This window comes from Vibrio sp. V04_P4A5T148 (assembly GCF_963875605.1).
Classification (GTDB): Bacteria; Pseudomonadota; Gammaproteobacteria; order Enterobacterales; family Vibrionaceae; genus Vibrio; species Vibrio anguillarum.
Window position 1 is genome coordinate 23498 of sequence record NZ_CAWNMS010000043.1, and the last position, 18723, is coordinate 42220.

The window sequence follows — 18723 nt, forward strand, 5'->3', positions numbered from 1 at the left end:
TTAACTATAGATAGATGGCTTGAATGATGCCGGATGAATCACCTTCACCTAAGCTCATCACTTCATCTAAACTGACAACCCCTTGTAGCGCCAACTCCATCGCCGAAGCTAGCAGCGGTTTGTACTGCTTCGACTGACGAGCGGCTTGCGCAAAACTAACCGCATCGTTGGCGCGCAGCGCATCCATCATTTCATGTTCAAGTTCGAGCATTTCAAAAACCCCAATTCGCCCACGGTACCCCGTCAAATTGCAGTTCTGGCACCCACGCCCACGCGTAAAAGCCGCTTCAACTTGATTTGGGAAACGCACCGTCAGCCACTGTTTACGGGCTTCATCAACCTCATCAACCGCTTTACAATCGGGGCAAACTTTACGCACTAAACGTTGGGCAACCACCGCCCGCACGGCGCTGGCCACTAAATAACCCGGCGCGCCCATGTCCATCATGCGCAAGGCGCTATCAACCGCATCATTGGTGTGTAAGGTGCTCAACACTAAGTGGCCAGTTAGGGCCGCGCGCAAACCAATTTCAACCGTTTCTTGATCGCGCATCTCCCCGACTAGAATAATGTCCGGGTCTTGACGCAAAAAGGTTCTCAGCACCGTTGAAAAATCAAGGTCAATTTTAGGGTTGATCTGCACTTGGCTGATGCGTGGCAATCGGTACTCAACCGGATCTTCTGCGGTAATGATTTTTTTACCGGGAACATTGAGCTCTGATAACGCGCCGTACAGCGTCGTCGTTTTCCCTGAGCCGGTTGGGCCGGTCACTAAGATCATGCCGTGTGGACGTTTAAGTTGATGACGTAAACGCTGTAAAATATCATCGGGAATACCTGACTCTTCCAGTTTACGAACTCCGGATGATTGGTTGAGCAAACGCATCACCACCGACTCACCGTATTGTACTGGCATGGTCGACATACGAATATCGACCGATTGGCCTTTGGCTCGGATATTAAAACGGCCATCTTGTGGGAGGCGTTTTTCTGAGATATCAAGATTGGCCATCAATTTTAAACGCAGCACTAAAGCCGAAGCGATGTTGGTTTCATTGAGTAGGGTTTCGTGTAATACCCCATCAATCCGCTGGCGTAAACGCAATACGTTAGCATCAGGTTCGATATGAATATCAGACGCCCCGACCTGAATCGCATCTTCAAATAGAGAGTTGATGAGCTTAACAACGGTCACTTCATCACTGTCATCATCACCGATATCGAAATCAAAGGCGGTATTGCCTTGGTGTTCCAGTTGTAGCTGCTCGGCAAAGGACGCAATCTCTTTGGTGCGGCGATAGTAACGATCAAACCCTTCAACCAATTGTTTTTCTGGAGCAATAACAAATTCAAAGCTGTATTGAGGCAATTGCGTAAGCAGTGATTCTTGAGCAAACAGATCCGCCGGATCACTCATTGCGATGCGCAGCGTGTCGCCATTTTTGCCAATGATTAAGGCGCGTAAACGGCGTGCATGTACTTCCGGGAGGATCTGCACTGCATCAATATCGACATTGGCTCGGCTGAGATCGATCAGCGGCAGCGAAAGTTGCTGCGATAAGAAGCTCAGCATCTGCTGCTCTGACAAAAAGCCGAGTTCGATCAGCGTGTCACCCAGTTTACGTCCACTGCGTTTTTGCGCAGCGAGCGCTTGTTCAACTTGATTTTCAGTGATGATCCCTTCTTCAACCAGCAGATCACCTAAGCGTTTTCGTAGCTTAATTTGCACTCGTACTCTCCTCTAAACTGCTTAGTACGACTAGGCGATCACGAATAAACAGTTGTGACTGGCTCGAGAGGCCAACTTTCGCAAGCGCTTGTTGGTAGGTATATTTGGCCGCCTGAAAATCCATCGTACGCTCTTGTGCTATCGCAAGCCCTAACCACCAGCGTGCGTTCTCAGCATCAAGCTTGACTAAGCGTTGATAGCTTTCTAATGCGAGTGAATCTTGCTTGGCTTTTTGTGCCAAGGCAGCCCTTAGCGAGAGATAATCGATCGAAGCATTGTCAGGTAAATGAACTAGAGGGGTTAACGCCGCTTCACTCTGCTTCTCTTTAATCAGCAATTTAGCTAACGCGATCCGCAAACTTTCTCCGTTATGATTGAGCTTTATACCGCTTTGTAAAATTTCAAAAGCTTTGCGCGCATCACCTTTGCCGTAATAGAGCGCGGATAATTTTTGACGGGCGAGTTCATTTTCTGGGGTAAAGCGTAGCACTTCACTGTACGCATCCAGTGCCTCTTTGAGCTCATTGCTGTCCACGGCTTTATCAGCGCGGCTCATTGCTTTTACCGCCAGTTGCTCTGGCGTCAAATCCACTTGTTCAATCAAAACACTTGAGATTTCTTGGTCACTTTCAGCACCGAGCGCGACCACACGGTTAGAATGCAACGGCTGTTGATTGGCTAAGGCCGAATCCTGTTTAACCGCCACTGTGGGCGTTGCTGAATTTGACGTTTTTTTGTCTACTGCAACAACGGCAGTTTGGTAAACGGGACGGTGAACCGGAACAATTTTGGTGGTCGGAGAAACAAGCGCAGGCGAAGAGCTTCGCTCATCAACCTCTAACAACAGGCTCTCAGGTTCATTCACTATCGCTTGATTGACCAGTGTCTGACTGACCACTGTTTGGCTGACCATAGTTTGGTCAACCGCAGCTTGGTTAACCGTAGCTTGCTGCTGTGACACCGCCCATCCACCGACCGCTAAGCTGGCAGCAAACCCGGCTACCATCCACAACCAAGCGCGGCTGCGTTTTACTTTCGCAACTTGCGCTGGTTGCAAGTTCACCACCGATTGGCGTTGCGCTTGTGCCAGTTTTGATAGTGCATCGTTCATCGCACTCATGATTGACTCCATCCCCACATAAAAGGGCGTTTAAACTTAGGCTTACAGGTATCAAACGTATCGTGAATCGCTGTAAATAGGTGCTGATTGCGAATCGTGCTGTCGTTTTGCGTAAAAGCCAGTAACAGAGCTTTGTGACACACTTGGTTAATCAAACGAGGGATACCATAACTGGCTCGCCACAACGCTTTTTTCTGTTCAAGATTAAACAGTTGCGCATTGCCTCCGGCTTTGCTCAAGCGGCTCTCGATATAAGCGACTGTTTCATCTAAAGAGAGCGGCCGCAGATAAGCGCTAAAAGTAATTCGTTGGCGAAATTGGCGCAGATGGTGCTGCGCTAAACGCTCATCGAGCTCTGGTTGGCCGATCAACACCAGTTGCAACAACTTTGTGTATTCTGTTTCTAAATTGCCGAATAAACGCAGCACTTCTAATGCATCGTCTGGTAACGCTTGTGCTTCATCAACAATCGCGACTACTCGTTTCCCCTGCTGCTTTAGCACAATCAATTGTTGCTGAATACGATCAACAATATCCGCATCATCTTGCTTACTAAGGCCTAGTTCGCTGGCGACAGCTTGGCGAAGTTCTCGACCATTAAGCGCTGGGTTGGGTAAATAAATCAGTGCAATATGATCATGTAAATGATTGATCAACATACGACACACCATGGTTTTTCCGGTTCCGACTTCTCCGGTTATCTTGATCACCCCTTCGCCTAAATCAATGGCGGCACTCACTGTCTGAATCGCCTCGTAATGTGGCGCTAAGCCTAAAAACAGTGATGTATTAGGCGTGAGATGAAAAGGCAGTTGCTCAAAACCAAAGTGCTCAAGATACATGATGTTTATTCTTCGTCTGGGAACCACTCCTGTAGTAGTTCACGCGAGCGTTCGAGCTCTTTTTGCCACGTATTAACACCCACAACCGTTGGTTTCAGCAAAATCACCAATTCGGTCTTCTCAGTCAGCTCAGAGGTGTTACGAAACAGATACCCTAAACCGGGTAAATCCCCCAAAAAAGGGACTTTAGATACTTGATTGGAGGTGTTGGATTTCATTAATCCACCAATCACCACCACGTCACCATCTTGTGCGCGGATTACCGAGTCTGATTCGCGGATCGTACTGCGCGCTAATGGCAACACAATTTGGTTGCCTGCATATTCAATTTGTTTCGTCTGCTCGTCGACTTCAATCACAGCGGGGTGCACGTGCAATAGCACATTGCCTTGGTCATCAATTTGTGGCGTCACGTCAAGCGAGATACCCGAGAAAAATGGCGTGAGTTGGATATCTGGTGCAACATTGGAGTTATCGCCATTACCAACCACACCCGTTACGTCAGTGACATAGTATTCATCAGTGCCGACTTTGATCACCGCTTTTTGGTTGTTAGCAGCGGTAACTCTTGGGCTGGATAGGACATTCAAATCCCCTTGAGTTCCCATAAAATTAAGCACCGCTTCAAAACTACCATCTGAAATGGTGACATTGGTTTGGCCTTGCAGCAGAGTGCCAATCGCATCCATCCCCGGCAGTAACGAAGCCGCACTACCGACCTTATTAATCACAACATCACCATTGCCAAAGGACATATTTGACCAATTGATCCCTTGCTGGTAACCGTCACTCAAGGTGACTTCTAAAATTTTCGCTTCAAGGATCACTTGTCGCTGCAGACGTTGCTGAGAAATGCCTAGAAACTCTCGCACTTCACGTATTTCATCTGGGTAGGCTCGAACAGTGATTACGCTCGCTTGTGGCGTGACAACAACGCCTTGACCTTTGCCCGAGCCAATCAGCTGTGCAACGGCTTTTTCAAGCTGCGGCCAGAAATCGCTTTCACTGGTGGTTTCAATTTCCGTTCCACCTTTAGAATTACTGGATGAGTTCCTCGAATTGGAATTAGAACTGGAATTTGAGCTAGAACTACTCGAAGAACTAGAACCGGTATCCGTATTAGTGATCGTACCGGTGGTGATGGAAGTTAAAGAACGGCCCGTACGTTTAAGTTGTAAATAATCGACCGGGATAGTCACAGTACGCAGGCCTGACGGGTAAACCTGAATCACTTTACCCTTTTTGATAATTTCATAGCCATACATGTCACGAACGACGGCCAATACATCATCCAAAGTCACGTCGGTTAGATTTACCGTTACACTTCCAGTAACTTCAGGGTGGATGGCGGCACTAAACTCAGTTCCTTTCACTAAACTGGCAAAAAATACCCTTGCATCCACATTATCAGCTTGGATACGAAAGCGTTTAACCGTTTCTTGACTGCGCGCTGTGATTCCCTCAATGTCAGGCATCAAGTCAGCTTCTACGGAGGCCGGTAGAACGGCTAGATTTCGGCTGTTGGCTTCATTAATCGCCTGATTCAAAGACTGTTTCATCTCAACTGGATCACGATGTCCCATAGAACAGCCCATTAAGGATACGATGACTACGCCTAATACGATTTTACGCATACGATTTCTATACCTTACTGCTTGATGTCCAGAGAAAAGAGGCCTAAATCCCACATCTTTCCTCTGCGAGAAAGGGTCACTTGCTGTGGTTCAATGGCTTCTACTGTGTAGCCAAATAGCGACTCTCCGATGCCAACCACTTGATCGTTAAGCACTGCCACACAAGGTATGGTTTGTTGGCATACAATACTTTGCAACCTAGGTAGCGGGTAACTCTCTATCTTATTGACAGGTGATGCGCTCTCACTCGCCCAACCTAATGGCGCGGTAGGATCTTGCGCTGCCCAACTACTGCATACAACACACATCAACAGCAGTGAAAAAACGGATCTAACCACCAATAAACTCCTGTCTAATGCCTAATGTGTACACTTCCATAATGACTCTGGCTTGGGGGTAATTTTCTACCTTGTATTGGAAATGACGCCAATAATACTTCATCGGTAAACTTTCTAAATTGGTCAAATAATTCAATATCGCGAAGTAATTACCGGTGAACTCCAATCTCACAGGATGAACATAATAGCCTGAATATTCAGATGATTGGTTGTTATTTGCAATCGGCTCTGCTGCTAATGACTCCATGGAGACCAACGTCAACTCTGGGCTGGTTGCCAACACACTTTCAAGCAATTGCGCCATCTTCGCGGGTGTAATCAGTGAATCAACCAATGCTGCCAGCTCAAGCGAGAGAGTTTGGCTCTGCGCCATTAACTGTTTGAATTCTAGATTGATCTCTTGATTCGGATCTTTATTAAGTTTAGCAGTCAATAACAGAATTTCACCTTGCATTCGCTGGTTCATCTGCTCAACAGACTGAAGCTGTAACCGATTAGCCGCCACCGATTTCATCGCGGGTTCAAGTAACAAGCTAAACAAGAGCAGTGTAATCACCACTAAGCCACACAGGGCGATCAACATTTTTTCACGCGAACTGATGGCTAAGAATTTGTTGCTGATGCTCTGCCAATTCATTGGCTATCCTCCGCTTTAGTTTTAAGATCAAAGATGAGAATGCCTTGCTCATTGCGCGCAATTTTTAACTTTTCAAAACTACGTCCCACTAGGTTCAGTTCGCTTTTAAACTGACTTAACCAGTTTGGAATATCTTTCGCCTCTCTAGCCAAGCCTTGCAAATCGAGCTGCTCATGATGGATGGTAATGGTCGTTAATGAAATATCATCACGGCTGAGTGTGGCGAGCGAACGCATGACTCCTGAGTAACCGACCTGTTGTGATTGGTCAAACTCATTAATCGAATCCAATGTGGCTTGTTTGCCCTTAATTTGCTGCTTCAAACGCTCAATCGCCGCTATTTTTTCAACCGATGGCTTATGCTTATCAACTTTCTGTTTGGTCGTTTCTAATTCAGCAGCAAGGACTTTATTTTGCGCCTGTTTAGCTTGTAGCTGCTGTTGCAATTGACTATTTTGCCATTGATAACTGGCATAGGCTAATAGCATCACTAAAGCGACAATGCCCCAAATCGCGCAGACCATGGAGAGTGAAAAATACTCTTTCTTCGGCTTAAGATGCGCCGGGTATAAGTTGAGCATTGAATCGTCAATGCGAGTCACTTGCTCCACCAGCAGATGCGCCGAACTCGGTAACCGCTCATCAAGCAGGGAAACTTTGACATTTAGGCGTTCATTTAATGCATCAACCAACTCTTGCTGCGCTTCTTCATCACACAGCACTTTTAGCTGATGTAATGAGGCACCTTTAAGCTGCGAGGAAAGGTAATCAATCGAACGTTGCAGTTCTAACGCTAAACCATCGAGCTGTAAAACCGAGCTGGCGACGCCAGTAATGGGAGAGACAACACCTCTCATCGTTCGTTGAAAACAGCATTTTTGGTCCACAAATGCGTCAAACTTAAAACTGCTGTTTTTACTGCGCTGTAACAGCAAAAAATGCTCAAGATCACCGGCACTCCTCGCCCACACTTCATCTTCGGGAATTACTTTGCCTAACTCTAAACCCATCGCACTCAGTTGCGACGCCACTTCCAATACCGTGCGTTTTGAGACCACGTAGGCTTGAATTTTATTATCTGCGGGTAACGGAAAAGCATCAGCGATGATGTCAGTGACTTTCTCTGTCACCAGATCTTTCAATAAAAATGGCAGGGCGACTGACCACTCTTCTTTGGGTAACTGCGGTTTTTCTATTTGATAAGTTTGATAAAAATGAGCATGGAGGACAAGGTTAATTACCGTGCCCTTGATGTTGAGCGGTTTGAGTGCGTGAAAGAGTACCTGTTGCCACGTTGCACCATCAAGCGGGATCTCTGTCGGCAAAGTCGCATCATCCAAAGCCGAGAAATAGAGAGCATCAGGTCTTACGACAACGAACAATTGCCGCAACGTCGCTTTAGATGGTTTTAATTTATCAATCAGTGACTGAAGATTCATATAGGTTCGCTTTTATTTTTTACGCCAACGATTTCTTCGCCCTAAGGTCACGCTAGGGCTAATTATTTTCTCAGGTAACAAAGGCTGTTCTTCTTCAAACAGTCGGCCTTGCCCACCATGAATGCCTAGGTTTTTTAGCGTTTGCCACTCTTGCTCTGTTTCGACACCGACCGCAATAACTTGAGTCTGAGTACCGCCACAAGCACCGATCATGCTACGAACAAACAGCTGATTTTCATGCCGTTGGTCTATTTTCTTCATCAAACTGCGGTGTAACTTAAGGAAATCAATCTTAAGATCTTTTATGTAGTGAGTGCTGACAATCGTTCTGCCAGCCTGCCCTACGATTACCTTAGCACCGAGGCCGGAGATCATCTTAATAACGGGGCGCATATAATCGAGATGCTGTACTAATCGCCCCTCTGGAAACTCAAAGGATAGCAGTACTCTGCTACTCGAGGTCAGTTGCAGCAATTCATGTCGAAACCACTTAAAATACGACTTATCGGCGAATGGGACGACATGCAAGTTCACTGACACATTGACCTTAACTTCAGAGCGTTTGAGCAAACGAACCACCTGCAGCAACACGGCTCGATCCATCACCATTTCATAACCTACAGTTTCTAAAGCAGAATGAAAGCGAGAGGCTTTTATGACACCTTGTTCTGGATCATCAATACGCGCAAACAACTCATCGTGCAGCCATACTAAATCATTCGTCTTTTCAAGCAAATAGCAAGGTTGACGGAATAAAATTATTTTCTCAGGCGTCAGCACCTGATCAAACAAAGTTCGCCAACGCACACTGCCGCGTTCCTCTTGGAAAAAAGTACTCTTTTTAAAGCGGCTCCACGTATTCACTCGCTGTAACTGAGCACTTTTTAAGGCCGTTTCTGCCTCATCCAACACTCGACCACGCCGCTCGCCTTCGCTGTACATACTGATACCTATATGGCACCAGTTTTCTTTATCGAGCGGCTCTGGAGGCGATATGCGCGCTAAAAGCTTCAAACATTGTGTAGCAATAGAAGCGACCTCTTTTACCCCTTGGTGCGGCACAAAAATGGCAAAATCGGTATCGTAATAGCGAGATAAAATAACATCCGGGTAACGCTGTATGACGTTAGAGATGTTCTCCCCGACTTCCACAACGAGATCATCCGCTGCTTTTTTATCATTTTCTTCGCACAGAGAATCCCAATCATCGATACGCACTAACAAAACGCCACCACGCGCGCCATTCTCTAACAAGGCTGATTCCAATTTGCTATCAAAAAGGACACGGTTGGCCGTACCCGTCAACTTATCTAAGAAGGTTTGGGTCCGGATAAAAGTATCAAAGCGGCTACGCTCTTGACGAGCATCTTGCAGTTCATCAATCAGGACATCAAGCGCCTCGCTCGCCGTATAAGGCCACTCGCGGTGATCACCTTTGGCGTACTGCTCCACTCGACCGGCGAGAATCATTCGCCCTCGCTCCTCCAACAATTCAGATCCAAGCAATTGCTCTTTAAGCCACTTTACCCCACGAATCAAACAAAACACGATGAGACCAACTGCCAACGTAATAGACCACATGGCACCCAATGAGTAGCTATAACTGAGATAGGGCGGAACGGCTTTAAAGCTGATGCTGTAGCCTGGATTACGTTCAAGGATAATATCAATATGGTACAAACGGGCAGGGTCGACTTTGGACGAGGTATCTTTAAAACGGTAAATAACGCCAGCTGGTGAAGAGAGCTGCATTTCAACAATGCTACTGGCTTGCAACATTTTTGGCATCCAACGTTGCAATGAATAAGCGGCATCAGGATCTTCTATCTCTTTATCGACTACCTCCACAATTCCTGCTAGGTAGTGATTGAGATATTCTTGTCCAAGCCGTTGAAAAGACAAAGTTCCACCAATAAACAAAATGAACATTGCACTGGTTACGATGAGCGTAACAAAAGCTACTAACCGAGTACTCAGTTTCAGTGTTGGTGTATACCGCATGAATGCTGAATTCCTTTTCAACGTAAACTTTGTCGATCACTAAGCTGTGCTGACAAATAAGAAAATGCTAATAGTGATAACTATATAAAAAAGCCGCGGTTTTCGCGGCTTTTTTCGACATTAGAACGTTTAGAATGGGATGTCGTCATCAAAATCCATTGGTGGTTCATTATACTGAGGTTGAGCCTGTTGAGGAGCTGACTGCTGTTGCTGTGGTTGCTTTTGCATCGCAGGTTGCTGAGGTTGCCCCCATCCGCCACCTTGTTGCTGTTGTTGTGGCATTCCACCTTGCGCTGGAGCACCACCTTGAGCACGGCCACCCAACATTTGCATCACACCATTAAAACCTTGTACGACAACTTCGGTGGTATAACGATCTTGTCCGCTTTGATCTTGCCACTTACGAGTTTGTAGCTGACCTTCAATGTACACTTGTGAACCTTTACGTAAGTATTCACCAGCCACTTCGGCTAATTTGCCAAACAGCGCAACACGGTGCCATTCGGTTTTTTCGCGTTGCTCGCCAGTTGCTTTATCACGCCATGAATCTGACGTTGCAATGGTGATATTTGCCACAGCAGCGCCACCAGGCATATAACGAATTTCTGGGTCGTTACCTAGGTTACCCACTAAAATAACTTTATTTACTCCACGGCTTGCCATGTTTTGCTCCGTCTTCCATCATGAGTGTTCTTTAAATAGCTGACTAGGATACCACGCTTTATGCGAGGCACAAATCTTCACAGAAATAGTTGTCAAAATTCATCTCACAATCTTGCTCAATTTCCTATTTTTTAGAACCACTACCTCTAATTTAAGGATGACAAAACACTCAGTTACCTTACTATATGAAACTAAGCGCAATTTTATTTATCTCGTTGGCTTTATAACCTAATTTCCGTCATTTTCTAGACAGTTGTCTAACATTCTCGTCAAAAGGAAGTGACCATGAGAAAAGCAAACTATACCCGCACCATTTACTTTCTCTGTTTAGATAAAGAACAAGAACACCCTTATATTGACCATTTAACCGATCGGCTTGGACTGCCCATTCCGAAAATTGAGCCTGAAATCCTGCGCCAAACGTATTGTCCAGATAAACACAAAATATTGATGATTGACCATGCCGATTATGCGCTACTGCAGCAACGCTTGGGAAACTGCCCATTAAGCAGTCAGCATCATGAAACGATCCTTATCAATGTGTTGCAAAGATTAACCACGAATGACTTATTAACCTTTGGCCATTTAAAGGGGCTATTTTATAAAAATGACACCCTAGATAAAATTGCATTTGGGCTTGGTGAAATCATTAACGGACAAAATTGGCTACCCAGACACGCTGTAAGCCAGTTACTGCACTACTATCGCTACGCGTTTGAATCCCATACTGCTCAAGTGATTACAGACTTAACCGCCCGCGAAATACAGATCCTCCGCTGCTTACAAACTGGCGCATCGAATAACCAAATGTCGGAAGATTTATTCATCAGTGAATTCACGGTCAAATCACATCTCTACCAAATATTCAAAAAGCTATCGGTCAAAAATAGGGTCCAAGCGATTGCGTGGGCCAATCAAAATATTCTGTCTTAATTATGTGCTTTCACGCAGAATTTAACTGAGTTCACCGCTTTAGTGGTGATAGCGTTTCATAAAGCATGATAAGGTTGCGCCATCAATTAACAATTCAAATAAAAATAAGGTTATAGCATGATCAAAAAATGCCTATTCCCAGCCGCTGGCTACGGTACACGTTTTCTTCCAGCGACCAAATCAATGCCTAAAGAGATGATGCCAGTCGTCAATAAACCCTTGATCGAATATGGTGTTGAAGAGGCGATTCAAGCTGGAATGACCGGGATGTGTATTGTGACTGGGCGTGGAAAACACTCGATCATGGATCACTTCGATAAAAACTATGAGCTAGAGCATCAAATTAGTGGCACCAACAAAGAAGAGCTACTGGTTGATATTCGTGAAATCATTGATACCGCCAACTTCACCTACATTCGTCAACGTGAAATGAAAGGTTTAGGCCATGCTATTTTAACGGGTCGAGAGTTAGTCGGCGATGAACCTTTTGCGGTGGTGCTGGCCGATGACTTATGTGTCAATCAAGAAAAAGGGGTTTTGGCACAAATGGTCGCTCTGTATAAACAGTTCCGCTGCTCAATTGTTGCCGTTCAAGAAGTGCCTGAAAATGAAACACATAAATACGGTGTTATTTCCGGTGAAATGATCAAAGACGATCTGTTCCGAGTGGATGACATGGTTGAAAAACCAGAACCAGGCACCGCACCAAGCAATTTAGCCATCATTGGCCGCTACATTTTAACCCCAGATATTTTTGATCTGATTGAGCAAACAGAGCCGGGTAAAGGTGGCGAAATTCAAATTACCGACGCGCTACTCAAACAAGCGCAATCAGGCTGTGTATTGGCGTATAAATTCAAAGGCCAACGCTTTGACTGTGGTAGCGTAGAAGGCTATATCGAAGCCACTAACTACTGCTTTGAAAACATGTACAAAAAGAACGAACAAAAAGTCGCGTTGGATAAACATTCGACTCATAAAGCTTAAGTAACCGAATGCGTTAGTAACCTAATGCGTTAGTCACCTAATGCGTTAGTAACCTAGCGCCTCCCCAATAAAAACCACGGCAAGTTCCGTGGTTTTTATTTACTGTTTTTTTATCCAGTACCTATTTGCACAAAACTCACACTATGCAATACTTGCTTAACTTGTGTTACATAGAGCCTAGATGATGGACAAAATTGAAGTTAGGGGCGCTCGAACCCACAACCTGAAAAATATCAACCTGACCATTCCACGCGATAAACTAACGGTGATTACAGGGCTATCAGGCTCGGGGAAGTCGTCTCTCGCCTTTGATACACTCTACGCAGAGGGCCAACGCCGCTATGTCGAATCTCTTTCTGCCTATGCTCGCCAATTCTTATCTTTAATGGAAAAGCCCGATGTAGACCATATTGAAGGGCTTTCTCCAGCTATATCTATTGAACAAAAATCAACATCACATAACCCACGTTCGACAGTCGGCACTATTACTGAAGTCTACGACTATTTACGTCTACTTTATGCTCGTGTTGGTGAGCCTCGTTGCCCGGAGCACAAAGTGCCACTTCGCGCCCAAACCATCAGCCAGATGGTTGATAAGGTATTGGAGTTAGCTGAAGGTTCAAAACTGATGCTGCTTGCACCGATTGTGAAAGAGCGCAAAGGTGAACACGTTAAAACGCTGGAAAACTTGGCCGCGCAAGGTTTTATCCGTGCCCGAATTGATGGTGAAACGTGCGATCTGACTGATCCACCAACCCTTGAACTGCACAAAAAGCACACCATTGAAGTGGTGGTTGATCGCTTTAAAGTTCGTCCTGACCTACAGCAGCGCCTAGCCGAATCCTTTGAGACAGCGCTCGAGTTGTCAGGCGGTATTGCCGTTGTTACTGACATGGATGGTGAAGGCGAACAAATTGTATTCTCAGCCAATTTTGCTTGTCCACACTGTGGCTACAGTATGCAGGAGTTAGAGCCTCGGCTGTTCTCATTTAATAACCCAGCGGGCGCATGTCACACCTGTGATGGTTTAGGCGTACAACAATATTTTGACCCTGAACGCGTTATCCAAGATAGCCAACTCAGCCTCGCGCAAGGAGCGATTCGTGGCTGGGATCAGAAAAATTACTACTACTTCCAGATGCTCACGTCACTCGCTGCGCATTATGATTTTGATTTACATACCCCATTTAACAAACTGCCCAAAAAGGTTCAGGAAATCATCTTGAAAGGCTCGGGGAAAACTGAGATTGAGTTTAACTACATTAATGATCGTGGTGATATTCGGGTTAAACGCCATCCGTTTGAAGGCATTCTCAATACACTTGAACGGCGTTATCGCGATACAGAATCTAACTCTGTCCGTGAAGATTTGGTGAAATACATCTCGACTAAGCCTTGTACCAGTTGTAATGGCACCCGTTTACGCATCGAAGCTCGCAACGTATTTATCAATGACACCGCGCTCCCGGAAGTGGTGGAACTGAGCATTGCCGATGCCTTGCAATTTTTTCAATCTCTTGATTTAGAAGGCCAACGAGCACAAATTGCTGAAAAAGTAATGAAAGAGATCAATGACCGTTTGCATTTCCTCGTCAACGTGGGGTTGAATTATCTCAACCTTTCTCGGAGTGCTGAAACCCTGTCAGGAGGCGAAGCACAACGGATTCGCTTAGCGAGCCAAATTGGCGCTGGACTCGTTGGGGTAATGTACGTCTTAGATGAGCCATCGATTGGGCTCCACCAGCGTGATAACGAACGGCTATTAAAAACGCTCACGCATTTGCGCGATCTAGGCAACACGGTATTGGTTGTAGAGCATGACGAAGACGCAATTCGTATGGCCGATCATGTAATTGATATTGGCCCTGGCGCTGGTGTGCATGGTGGACAAGTCGTCGCAGAAGGGAATGTGAATGACATAATTTCCAACCCTAATTCGCTCACAGGACAGTACCTGAGCGGCACGAAAAAAATTGCGATTCCTACCGTGCGTACCCCGAGAGATCCCAAGAAAACGGTGGAGCTTATCGGCGCGTCGGGTAACAACCTCAAGACGGTTGATTTATCAATTCCTGTTGGCTTATTTAGCTGCGTAACCGGAGTTTCAGGCTCCGGTAAATCAACCTTAATTAATGACACCTTTTTTAAAATTGCTCATACGGCCTTAAATGGAGCCACCACAGCAACGCCTGCTCCATATCAAAAAATCAAAGGGTTAGAGCATTTTGATAAGGTCATCGACATTGACCAGAGCCCGATAGGCCGAACTCCCCGCTCAAACCCGGCCACCTATACGGGCATTTTCACACCGATCCGTGAGCTATTCTCAGGCACTCAAGAGTCTCGCTCTCGAGGCTATAAGCCGGGTCGTTTTAGCTTTAACGTACGCGGTGGACGCTGCGAAGCATGCCAAGGTGATGGTGTGATTAAGGTTGAAATGCACTTTTTACCCGATGTTTACGTGCCATGCGATGTGTGTAAGGGCAAACGCTATAATCGTGAAACATTGGAAGTCCGCTACAAAGGCAAAGCGATTGATGAAGTGTTGGAGATGACCGTCGAAGATGCTTACGCTTTTTTTGAGCCCGTACCGATGATCGCTCGCAAACTCAAGACTTTGATTGACGTGGGTTTATCCTACATACGCCTCGGACAAGCGGCGACGACATTGTCAGGGGGCGAAGCTCAACGCGTCAAACTGGCTCGTGAACTATCAAAACGCGATACAGGAAAAACCTTGTACATTTTGGATGAGCCAACGACAGGCTTACACTTCCATGATATCCAACAGCTCTTGACCGTACTGCATCGCCTACGCGACCACGGCAATACCGTGGTGGTGATTGAACACAACTTAGATGTGATTAAAACCGCAGACTGGGTGATCGACTTAGGGCCAGAAGGTGGACAAGGCGGCGGCGAAATTATTGCTCAAGGAACGCCCGAAGATGTGGCGCAGATCGAAGGTTCACACACAGCACGCTTTCTTAAGCCTATGTTGAAATAGAAAAAAACGGTAAAGTAAAGAAACCAGCAAGTGGTTGCTGGTTTCTTTTAATTGGAACGCGAGACCTATGGCAACATTGCATCTAAGCGGTACACAACTTGAAGCACAAACACCCGCCATCCCCTTAAACAAACCCTTTTTGCTTTCGATTGGCATTCTCTATTTACTGGCAATGCATTTTTTTATGCCCAACCCTGGTGGCTCAGGTCTAGCTTTATCTTTTAATCCAACCACTTGGCTTGCCCTTAGTTTTACGCTCTCATTAGGTCTGTATCAACTCGCATCTAACCGTAGGTTACGCTATTCCAAACTGACCATCGGTCTTTTCATCAGTTGTACCATCATGACGATTCCGCTGCTTTATACGAATGCTCAAATTGAGTCGTCGCTGAGTCGAATGTTAGGACTATGGACTGGGCTGCTTTTTTTTGTATTGCTGCAACAATTTCGTTTTAGTAACAAACATAAGCAGCGATTACTCTGGTTTATCGTACTCGCGGTATTGATTGAAACTCTATTTGGTCTGTACCAATACTTTTTGCTTTCACCCGATAATATTTTTGGCTACAACACCCTCATCAACCGCCCTTACGGCATTTTTCAGCAACCGAATGTGATGGCAAGCTTTCTCGCGACAGGGCTGGTTATGTCCGGCTATTTACTGGCTCGTCAACCGAAAAAGTACAATCAGCATGTTAGCGAAGTGAGCCTACTTTATGTCACTCCACTGCTCACTGCACCGTTGCTGGTGATATTAGCCTCGCGCACTGGCTGGATTGGCGCGGTACTCGGCACGCTTTTTGTTCTGCCTTACCTATTTAAATTTTCAACGCCTAAACGGTTTTGGGGATGGAGCGCTGCGACGCTATTGGGTATTGCTTTAGGGTTTGTCGCTGTCTATTCCCAAGGCACGGGCGATTTTCTAGAGAATAAGGCTGATTTAGAGAGCCCTCGCCGTTATACCTTTCCTCAAACCATCGATATGGTCATAGAAAAACCCTTCACGGGTTATGGCTATGGCAAGTTTGAATCTGAATATTTGCTTTATACCGCAAGGCAACACCAATTAAACCCGAGCTACCAACCGGGGTTGGCGTCGATGGATCATCCTCATAATGAATTACTATTCTGGGCGGTAGAAGGCGGTTTGTTACCTGTGCTAGGGATCACACTGGCCATGCTTTTCGTGCTCATGCGGATGTATTCGGCCAAGAAAGGGACCAGGCTTGCGATGTTCGCCCTTTTCATCCCTATCGTGTTGCACAGCCAACTCGAATACCCATTTTACCATTCTGCCATTCATTGGATAACCTTCATTATTCTGCTTTTTTGGGTTGATCAACGCGTGGCTAAATACCGTTCGGCCCCTTTTGGCCTTATCAGTAAATCCCTGTTTCGAGTATTGAGTTTAGTAGTGCCGATTTTGACTGGCTTTTATATGCTCAGCGCACTGCACAGTAATTACGTGCTTACCCAATTTGAGAAATCTCAACCCAAGAACCCGGATATCCTACAAAAGGTGACGAACCCTGTGGTTTGGAAAGACCGTTTTGATTGGGATGTCTACAGCACTTACCTCAACATTGGTCTGTATAATCAAGATCCTAAATTGATTACGCCATACATCGACTGGTCATTGGCCATCATAAAACATAAACCGCGTCCTGCTTTTTACAATAATCTGATCTTGGCTTACCAAGGTATTGGTGACGAAAGCCGCGCCGAGCAAATTCGCTCCGAAGCCGCATTTTTGTTCCCCAATATGGATTTCAGTGAGGTGCAGTATAGCCCACCAGCCAGTTCGGCTGATCGTTCGTCTGCCAATTAAATCGAGCATATGAGCCTTATTCATAAAAAAAGCTTTCCCAAAAATAGAGAAAGCTTTTGACCGTTGGGCTTATTTCACACTCCAACCAGTAGATCTCACTGCCAGATGAGTGGCTTACGTCACTGGTGGAAAATCCAACACCATGGTAGCAACGCTGAAATAGATGATCACCCCGATAGAATCCGCAATGGTCGTGATCAACGGAGCACTGGCTGACGCAGGATCGAGCTTAAACTTATTCAGAATGAACGGAAGGAGCATTCCAACAACACAACCAATAATCACCACAATTTGCATCGTTACCGCAACGACAAAAGCGATATCACTGCCGCCTCGCCAAAAACCCAATAAAGAAACAGCAATGGCCATTGTTGCCCCTAATAACGCCGCAATCCCTAACTCTCGCACCAACATGGATAGCCAATCTTTCATCACCACTTCACCAGTGGCTAAGGCTCGAACCATCAACGTTGCTGACTGGGATCCTGCATTACCGCCGCTATCAATCAACAGTGGTAAGAAGAAGACCAAGGCGACATAGGTTTGAATCGTCTCCTCAAAGTACGCAATACCGGCACCAGAAAAAAGATTACCAAAGACTAACAACACCAGCCAAAACACACGTTTCTTGTACATTAGCCATACGCTGGCTTCTTTAAGGTTACCGGTAAAACCAACCGCAGCGACTTTATGAAAATCCATATCCGCTTGCTGCTCGGCCACGTCCATCGCATCGTCATAAGTCACAATACCGACCAAACGGAATTGCTCATCAAAAACAGGCACCGCAAGTAAATCGTATTTACTGATGGCTTGCGCTGCACACTCTTGATCTTCATCGGCTCGCACAAACACTGTCTCTTTGGTCATGATGTCAGAGACAAGCGAGGTCGGTTGTGCCAGCACTAAATCCTTAAGCGAAAGTGTACCAAGTAAGCGATTCTGTTTATCAATCACATACGCTTGATAGATGGTTTCCCTCTCGTTGGCCATTTCACGTAAACGCGCAATCGCCTGCTGCACATCATCATCGGCGTTTAACGTCGCATAATCTGTCGTCATGATAGAGCCGACCGAGCCTTGAGGGTAGGCTGCAAGTTGTTGTACATCTTGCCGCTCTTGTTGATCCAGTAGAGCAAGTAGCGGCGGTTGGCGCGTCTCATCCAAGTGAGCATATAAGTCAGCCCTTTCATCATGGGGCATAACTTGAAGCACTTTCGCAAGCGCTTCGAGCGGCATTCTCTCCACCACTTTTTCTCTGATAGGCTCAGAAAAATACCCCAATAGCGCCGCTTGACGAGCGATTGGCATCAATTGCACCAGCTCAAAGACATCCTCTTCGCTCAAGGTCTGATTAGCCAACTGCTCAGCGAAGACTTGAGCAATATCAGCGATAGGATACTGTTCCATTAATTGATTTAAGTTTAATGGGTCACGATTAAAATTAATCGCAGCGAGTTCTAACGCTATTTTTTGTAATTTCATTATCATATCTCAGCCGATATTTAACTTTAAAAATAAACATAATAATTTTAAAGCTTATTTTTATAATCAATGTATTCAAT

The 18723-nt window shown here is 45.8% G+C and carries 14 protein-coding genes; 4 read left to right on the forward strand and 10 right to left on the reverse strand.

What is annotated here, in order from left to right; genetic code table 11:
• Positions 1-4 precede the first annotated feature (4 nt).
• The 9 genes from AACT18_RS09220 to AACT18_RS09260 all read right to left on the reverse strand — a co-directional run bounded on the left by AACT18_RS09220 (position 5) and on the right by AACT18_RS09260 (position 10403).
• Complete coding sequence (locus AACT18_RS09220) at positions 5-1729, reverse strand: GspE/PulE family protein (RefSeq protein WP_064624286.1); 1725 nt, start codon at positions 1727-1729, stop codon at positions 5-7.
• A complete protein-coding gene (locus AACT18_RS09225) occupies positions 1719-2849 on the reverse strand; it encodes a tetratricopeptide repeat protein (RefSeq protein WP_094125120.1) in 1131 nt (376 codons plus the stop codon). The genes AACT18_RS09220 and AACT18_RS09225 overlap by 11 nt, the downstream gene beginning before the upstream one ends.
• Positions 2846-3691, reverse strand: coding sequence for an ExeA family protein (locus tag AACT18_RS09230; RefSeq protein WP_161439658.1), 846 nt, complete (start codon positions 3689-3691; stop codon positions 2846-2848). Before AACT18_RS09230 ends, AACT18_RS09225 begins: the two co-directional genes overlap by 4 nt.
• 5 nt (positions 3692-3696) lie before the next feature.
• Entirely contained in the window at positions 3697-5325 is a 1629-nt protein-coding gene (mshL, locus tag AACT18_RS09235) for a pilus (MSHA type) biogenesis protein MshL (protein ID WP_094125118.1), read from the reverse strand.
• A 14-nt stretch (positions 5326-5339) separates the two neighbouring features.
• Positions 5340-5666, reverse strand: coding sequence for an MSHA biogenesis protein MshK (locus AACT18_RS09240; RefSeq protein ID WP_094125117.1), 327 nt, complete (start codon positions 5664-5666; stop codon positions 5340-5342).
• A complete protein-coding gene (gene gspM / locus AACT18_RS09245) occupies positions 5656-6300 on the reverse strand; it encodes a type II secretion system protein GspM (protein WP_017047102.1) in 645 nt (214 codons plus the stop codon). The genes AACT18_RS09240 and gspM overlap by 11 nt, the downstream gene beginning before the upstream one ends.
• Positions 6297-7739, reverse strand: a complete 1443-nt coding sequence (locus tag AACT18_RS09250; protein WP_094125116.1) for an MSHA biogenesis protein MshI — start codon at positions 7737-7739, stop codon at positions 6297-6299. The genes gspM and AACT18_RS09250 overlap by 4 nt, the downstream gene beginning before the upstream one ends.
• 12 nt (positions 7740-7751) lie before the next feature.
• Entirely contained in the window at positions 7752-9740 is a 1989-nt protein-coding gene (gene csrD, locus AACT18_RS09255; RefSeq protein WP_094125115.1) for an RNase E specificity factor CsrD, read from the reverse strand.
• A gap of 129 nt (positions 9741-9869) precedes the next feature.
• Complete coding sequence (locus AACT18_RS09260; RefSeq protein WP_013857892.1) at positions 9870-10403, reverse strand: single-stranded DNA-binding protein; 534 nt, start codon at positions 10401-10403, stop codon at positions 9870-9872.
• Positions 10404-10688: 285 nt separating this feature from the next.
• On the opposite strand from AACT18_RS09260, the gene AACT18_RS09265 reads away from it, so the two are divergent.
• From AACT18_RS09265 to AACT18_RS09280, 4 genes are all read left to right on the forward strand, one after another.
• Positions 10689-11336, forward strand: a complete 648-nt coding sequence (locus tag AACT18_RS09265; protein ID WP_026027842.1) for a LuxR C-terminal-related transcriptional regulator — start codon at positions 10689-10691, stop codon at positions 11334-11336.
• 117 nt (positions 11337-11453) lie between these two features.
• Positions 11454-12323 carry a UTP--glucose-1-phosphate uridylyltransferase GalU gene (gene galU, locus AACT18_RS09270; protein WP_013857894.1) on the forward strand — a complete coding sequence of 290 codons (870 nt, stop codon included), beginning with the start codon at positions 11454-11456 and terminating at the stop codon, positions 12321-12323.
• Positions 12324-12507: 184 nt separating this feature from the next.
• The gene (gene uvrA, locus AACT18_RS09275) at positions 12508-15330 is read left to right on the forward strand and encodes an excinuclease ABC subunit UvrA (protein WP_094125163.1); all 2823 of its coding nucleotides are present in this window, start codon (positions 12508-12510) and stop codon (positions 15328-15330) included.
• 34 nt (positions 15331-15364) lie between these two features.
• A complete protein-coding gene (locus AACT18_RS09280) occupies positions 15365-17158 on the forward strand; it encodes a PglL family O-oligosaccharyltransferase (RefSeq protein WP_094125161.1) in 1794 nt (597 codons plus the stop codon).
• Between the two features lie 114 nt (positions 17159-17272).
• Here AACT18_RS09280 and mgtE read toward each other — a convergent pair whose 3' ends face one another.
• Positions 17273-18649 (reverse strand): magnesium transporter, encoded by a 1377-nt coding sequence (gene mgtE, locus AACT18_RS09285; protein ID WP_094128230.1) that lies wholly within the window; start codon positions 18647-18649, stop codon positions 17273-17275.
• Positions 18650-18723 lie beyond the last annotated feature (74 nt).

What these genes read in the sequence shown, in the direction of transcription:
- AACT18_RS09265 (WP_026027842.1), top strand. Translation starts at nt 10,689, where the DNA reads ATGAGAAAAGCAAACTATACCCGCACCATTTACTTTCTCTGTTTAGAT.
- uvrA (WP_094125163.1), top strand. Translation starts at nt 12,508, where the DNA reads ATGGACAAAATTGAAGTTAGGGGCGCTCGAACCCACAACCTGAAAAAT.
- AACT18_RS09260 (WP_013857892.1), bottom strand. Translation starts at nt 10,403, where the DNA reads ATGGCAAGCCGTGGAGTAAATAAAGTTATTTTAGTGGGTAACCTAGGT.
- mgtE (WP_094128230.1), bottom strand. Translation starts at nt 18,649, where the DNA reads ATGATAATGAAATTACAAAAAATAGCGTTAGAACTCGCTGCGATTAAT.
- AACT18_RS09250 (WP_094125116.1), bottom strand. Translation starts at nt 7,739, where the DNA reads ATGAATCTTCAGTCACTGATTGATAAATTAAAACCATCTAAAGCGACG.
- AACT18_RS09230 (WP_161439658.1), bottom strand. Translation starts at nt 3,691, where the DNA reads ATGTATCTTGAGCACTTTGGTTTTGAGCAACTGCCTTTTCATCTCACG.
- gspM (WP_017047102.1), bottom strand. Translation starts at nt 6,300, where the DNA reads ATGAATTGGCAGAGCATCAGCAACAAATTCTTAGCCATCAGTTCGCGT.
- galU (WP_013857894.1), top strand. Translation starts at nt 11,454, where the DNA reads ATGATCAAAAAATGCCTATTCCCAGCCGCTGGCTACGGTACACGTTTT.
- mshL (WP_094125118.1), bottom strand. Translation starts at nt 5,325, where the DNA reads ATGCGTAAAATCGTATTAGGCGTAGTCATCGTATCCTTAATGGGCTGT.
- csrD (WP_094125115.1), bottom strand. Translation starts at nt 9,740, where the DNA reads ATGCGGTATACACCAACACTGAAACTGAGTACTCGGTTAGTAGCTTTT.
- AACT18_RS09225 (WP_094125120.1), bottom strand. Translation starts at nt 2,849, where the DNA reads ATGAGTGCGATGAACGATGCACTATCAAAACTGGCACAAGCGCAACGC.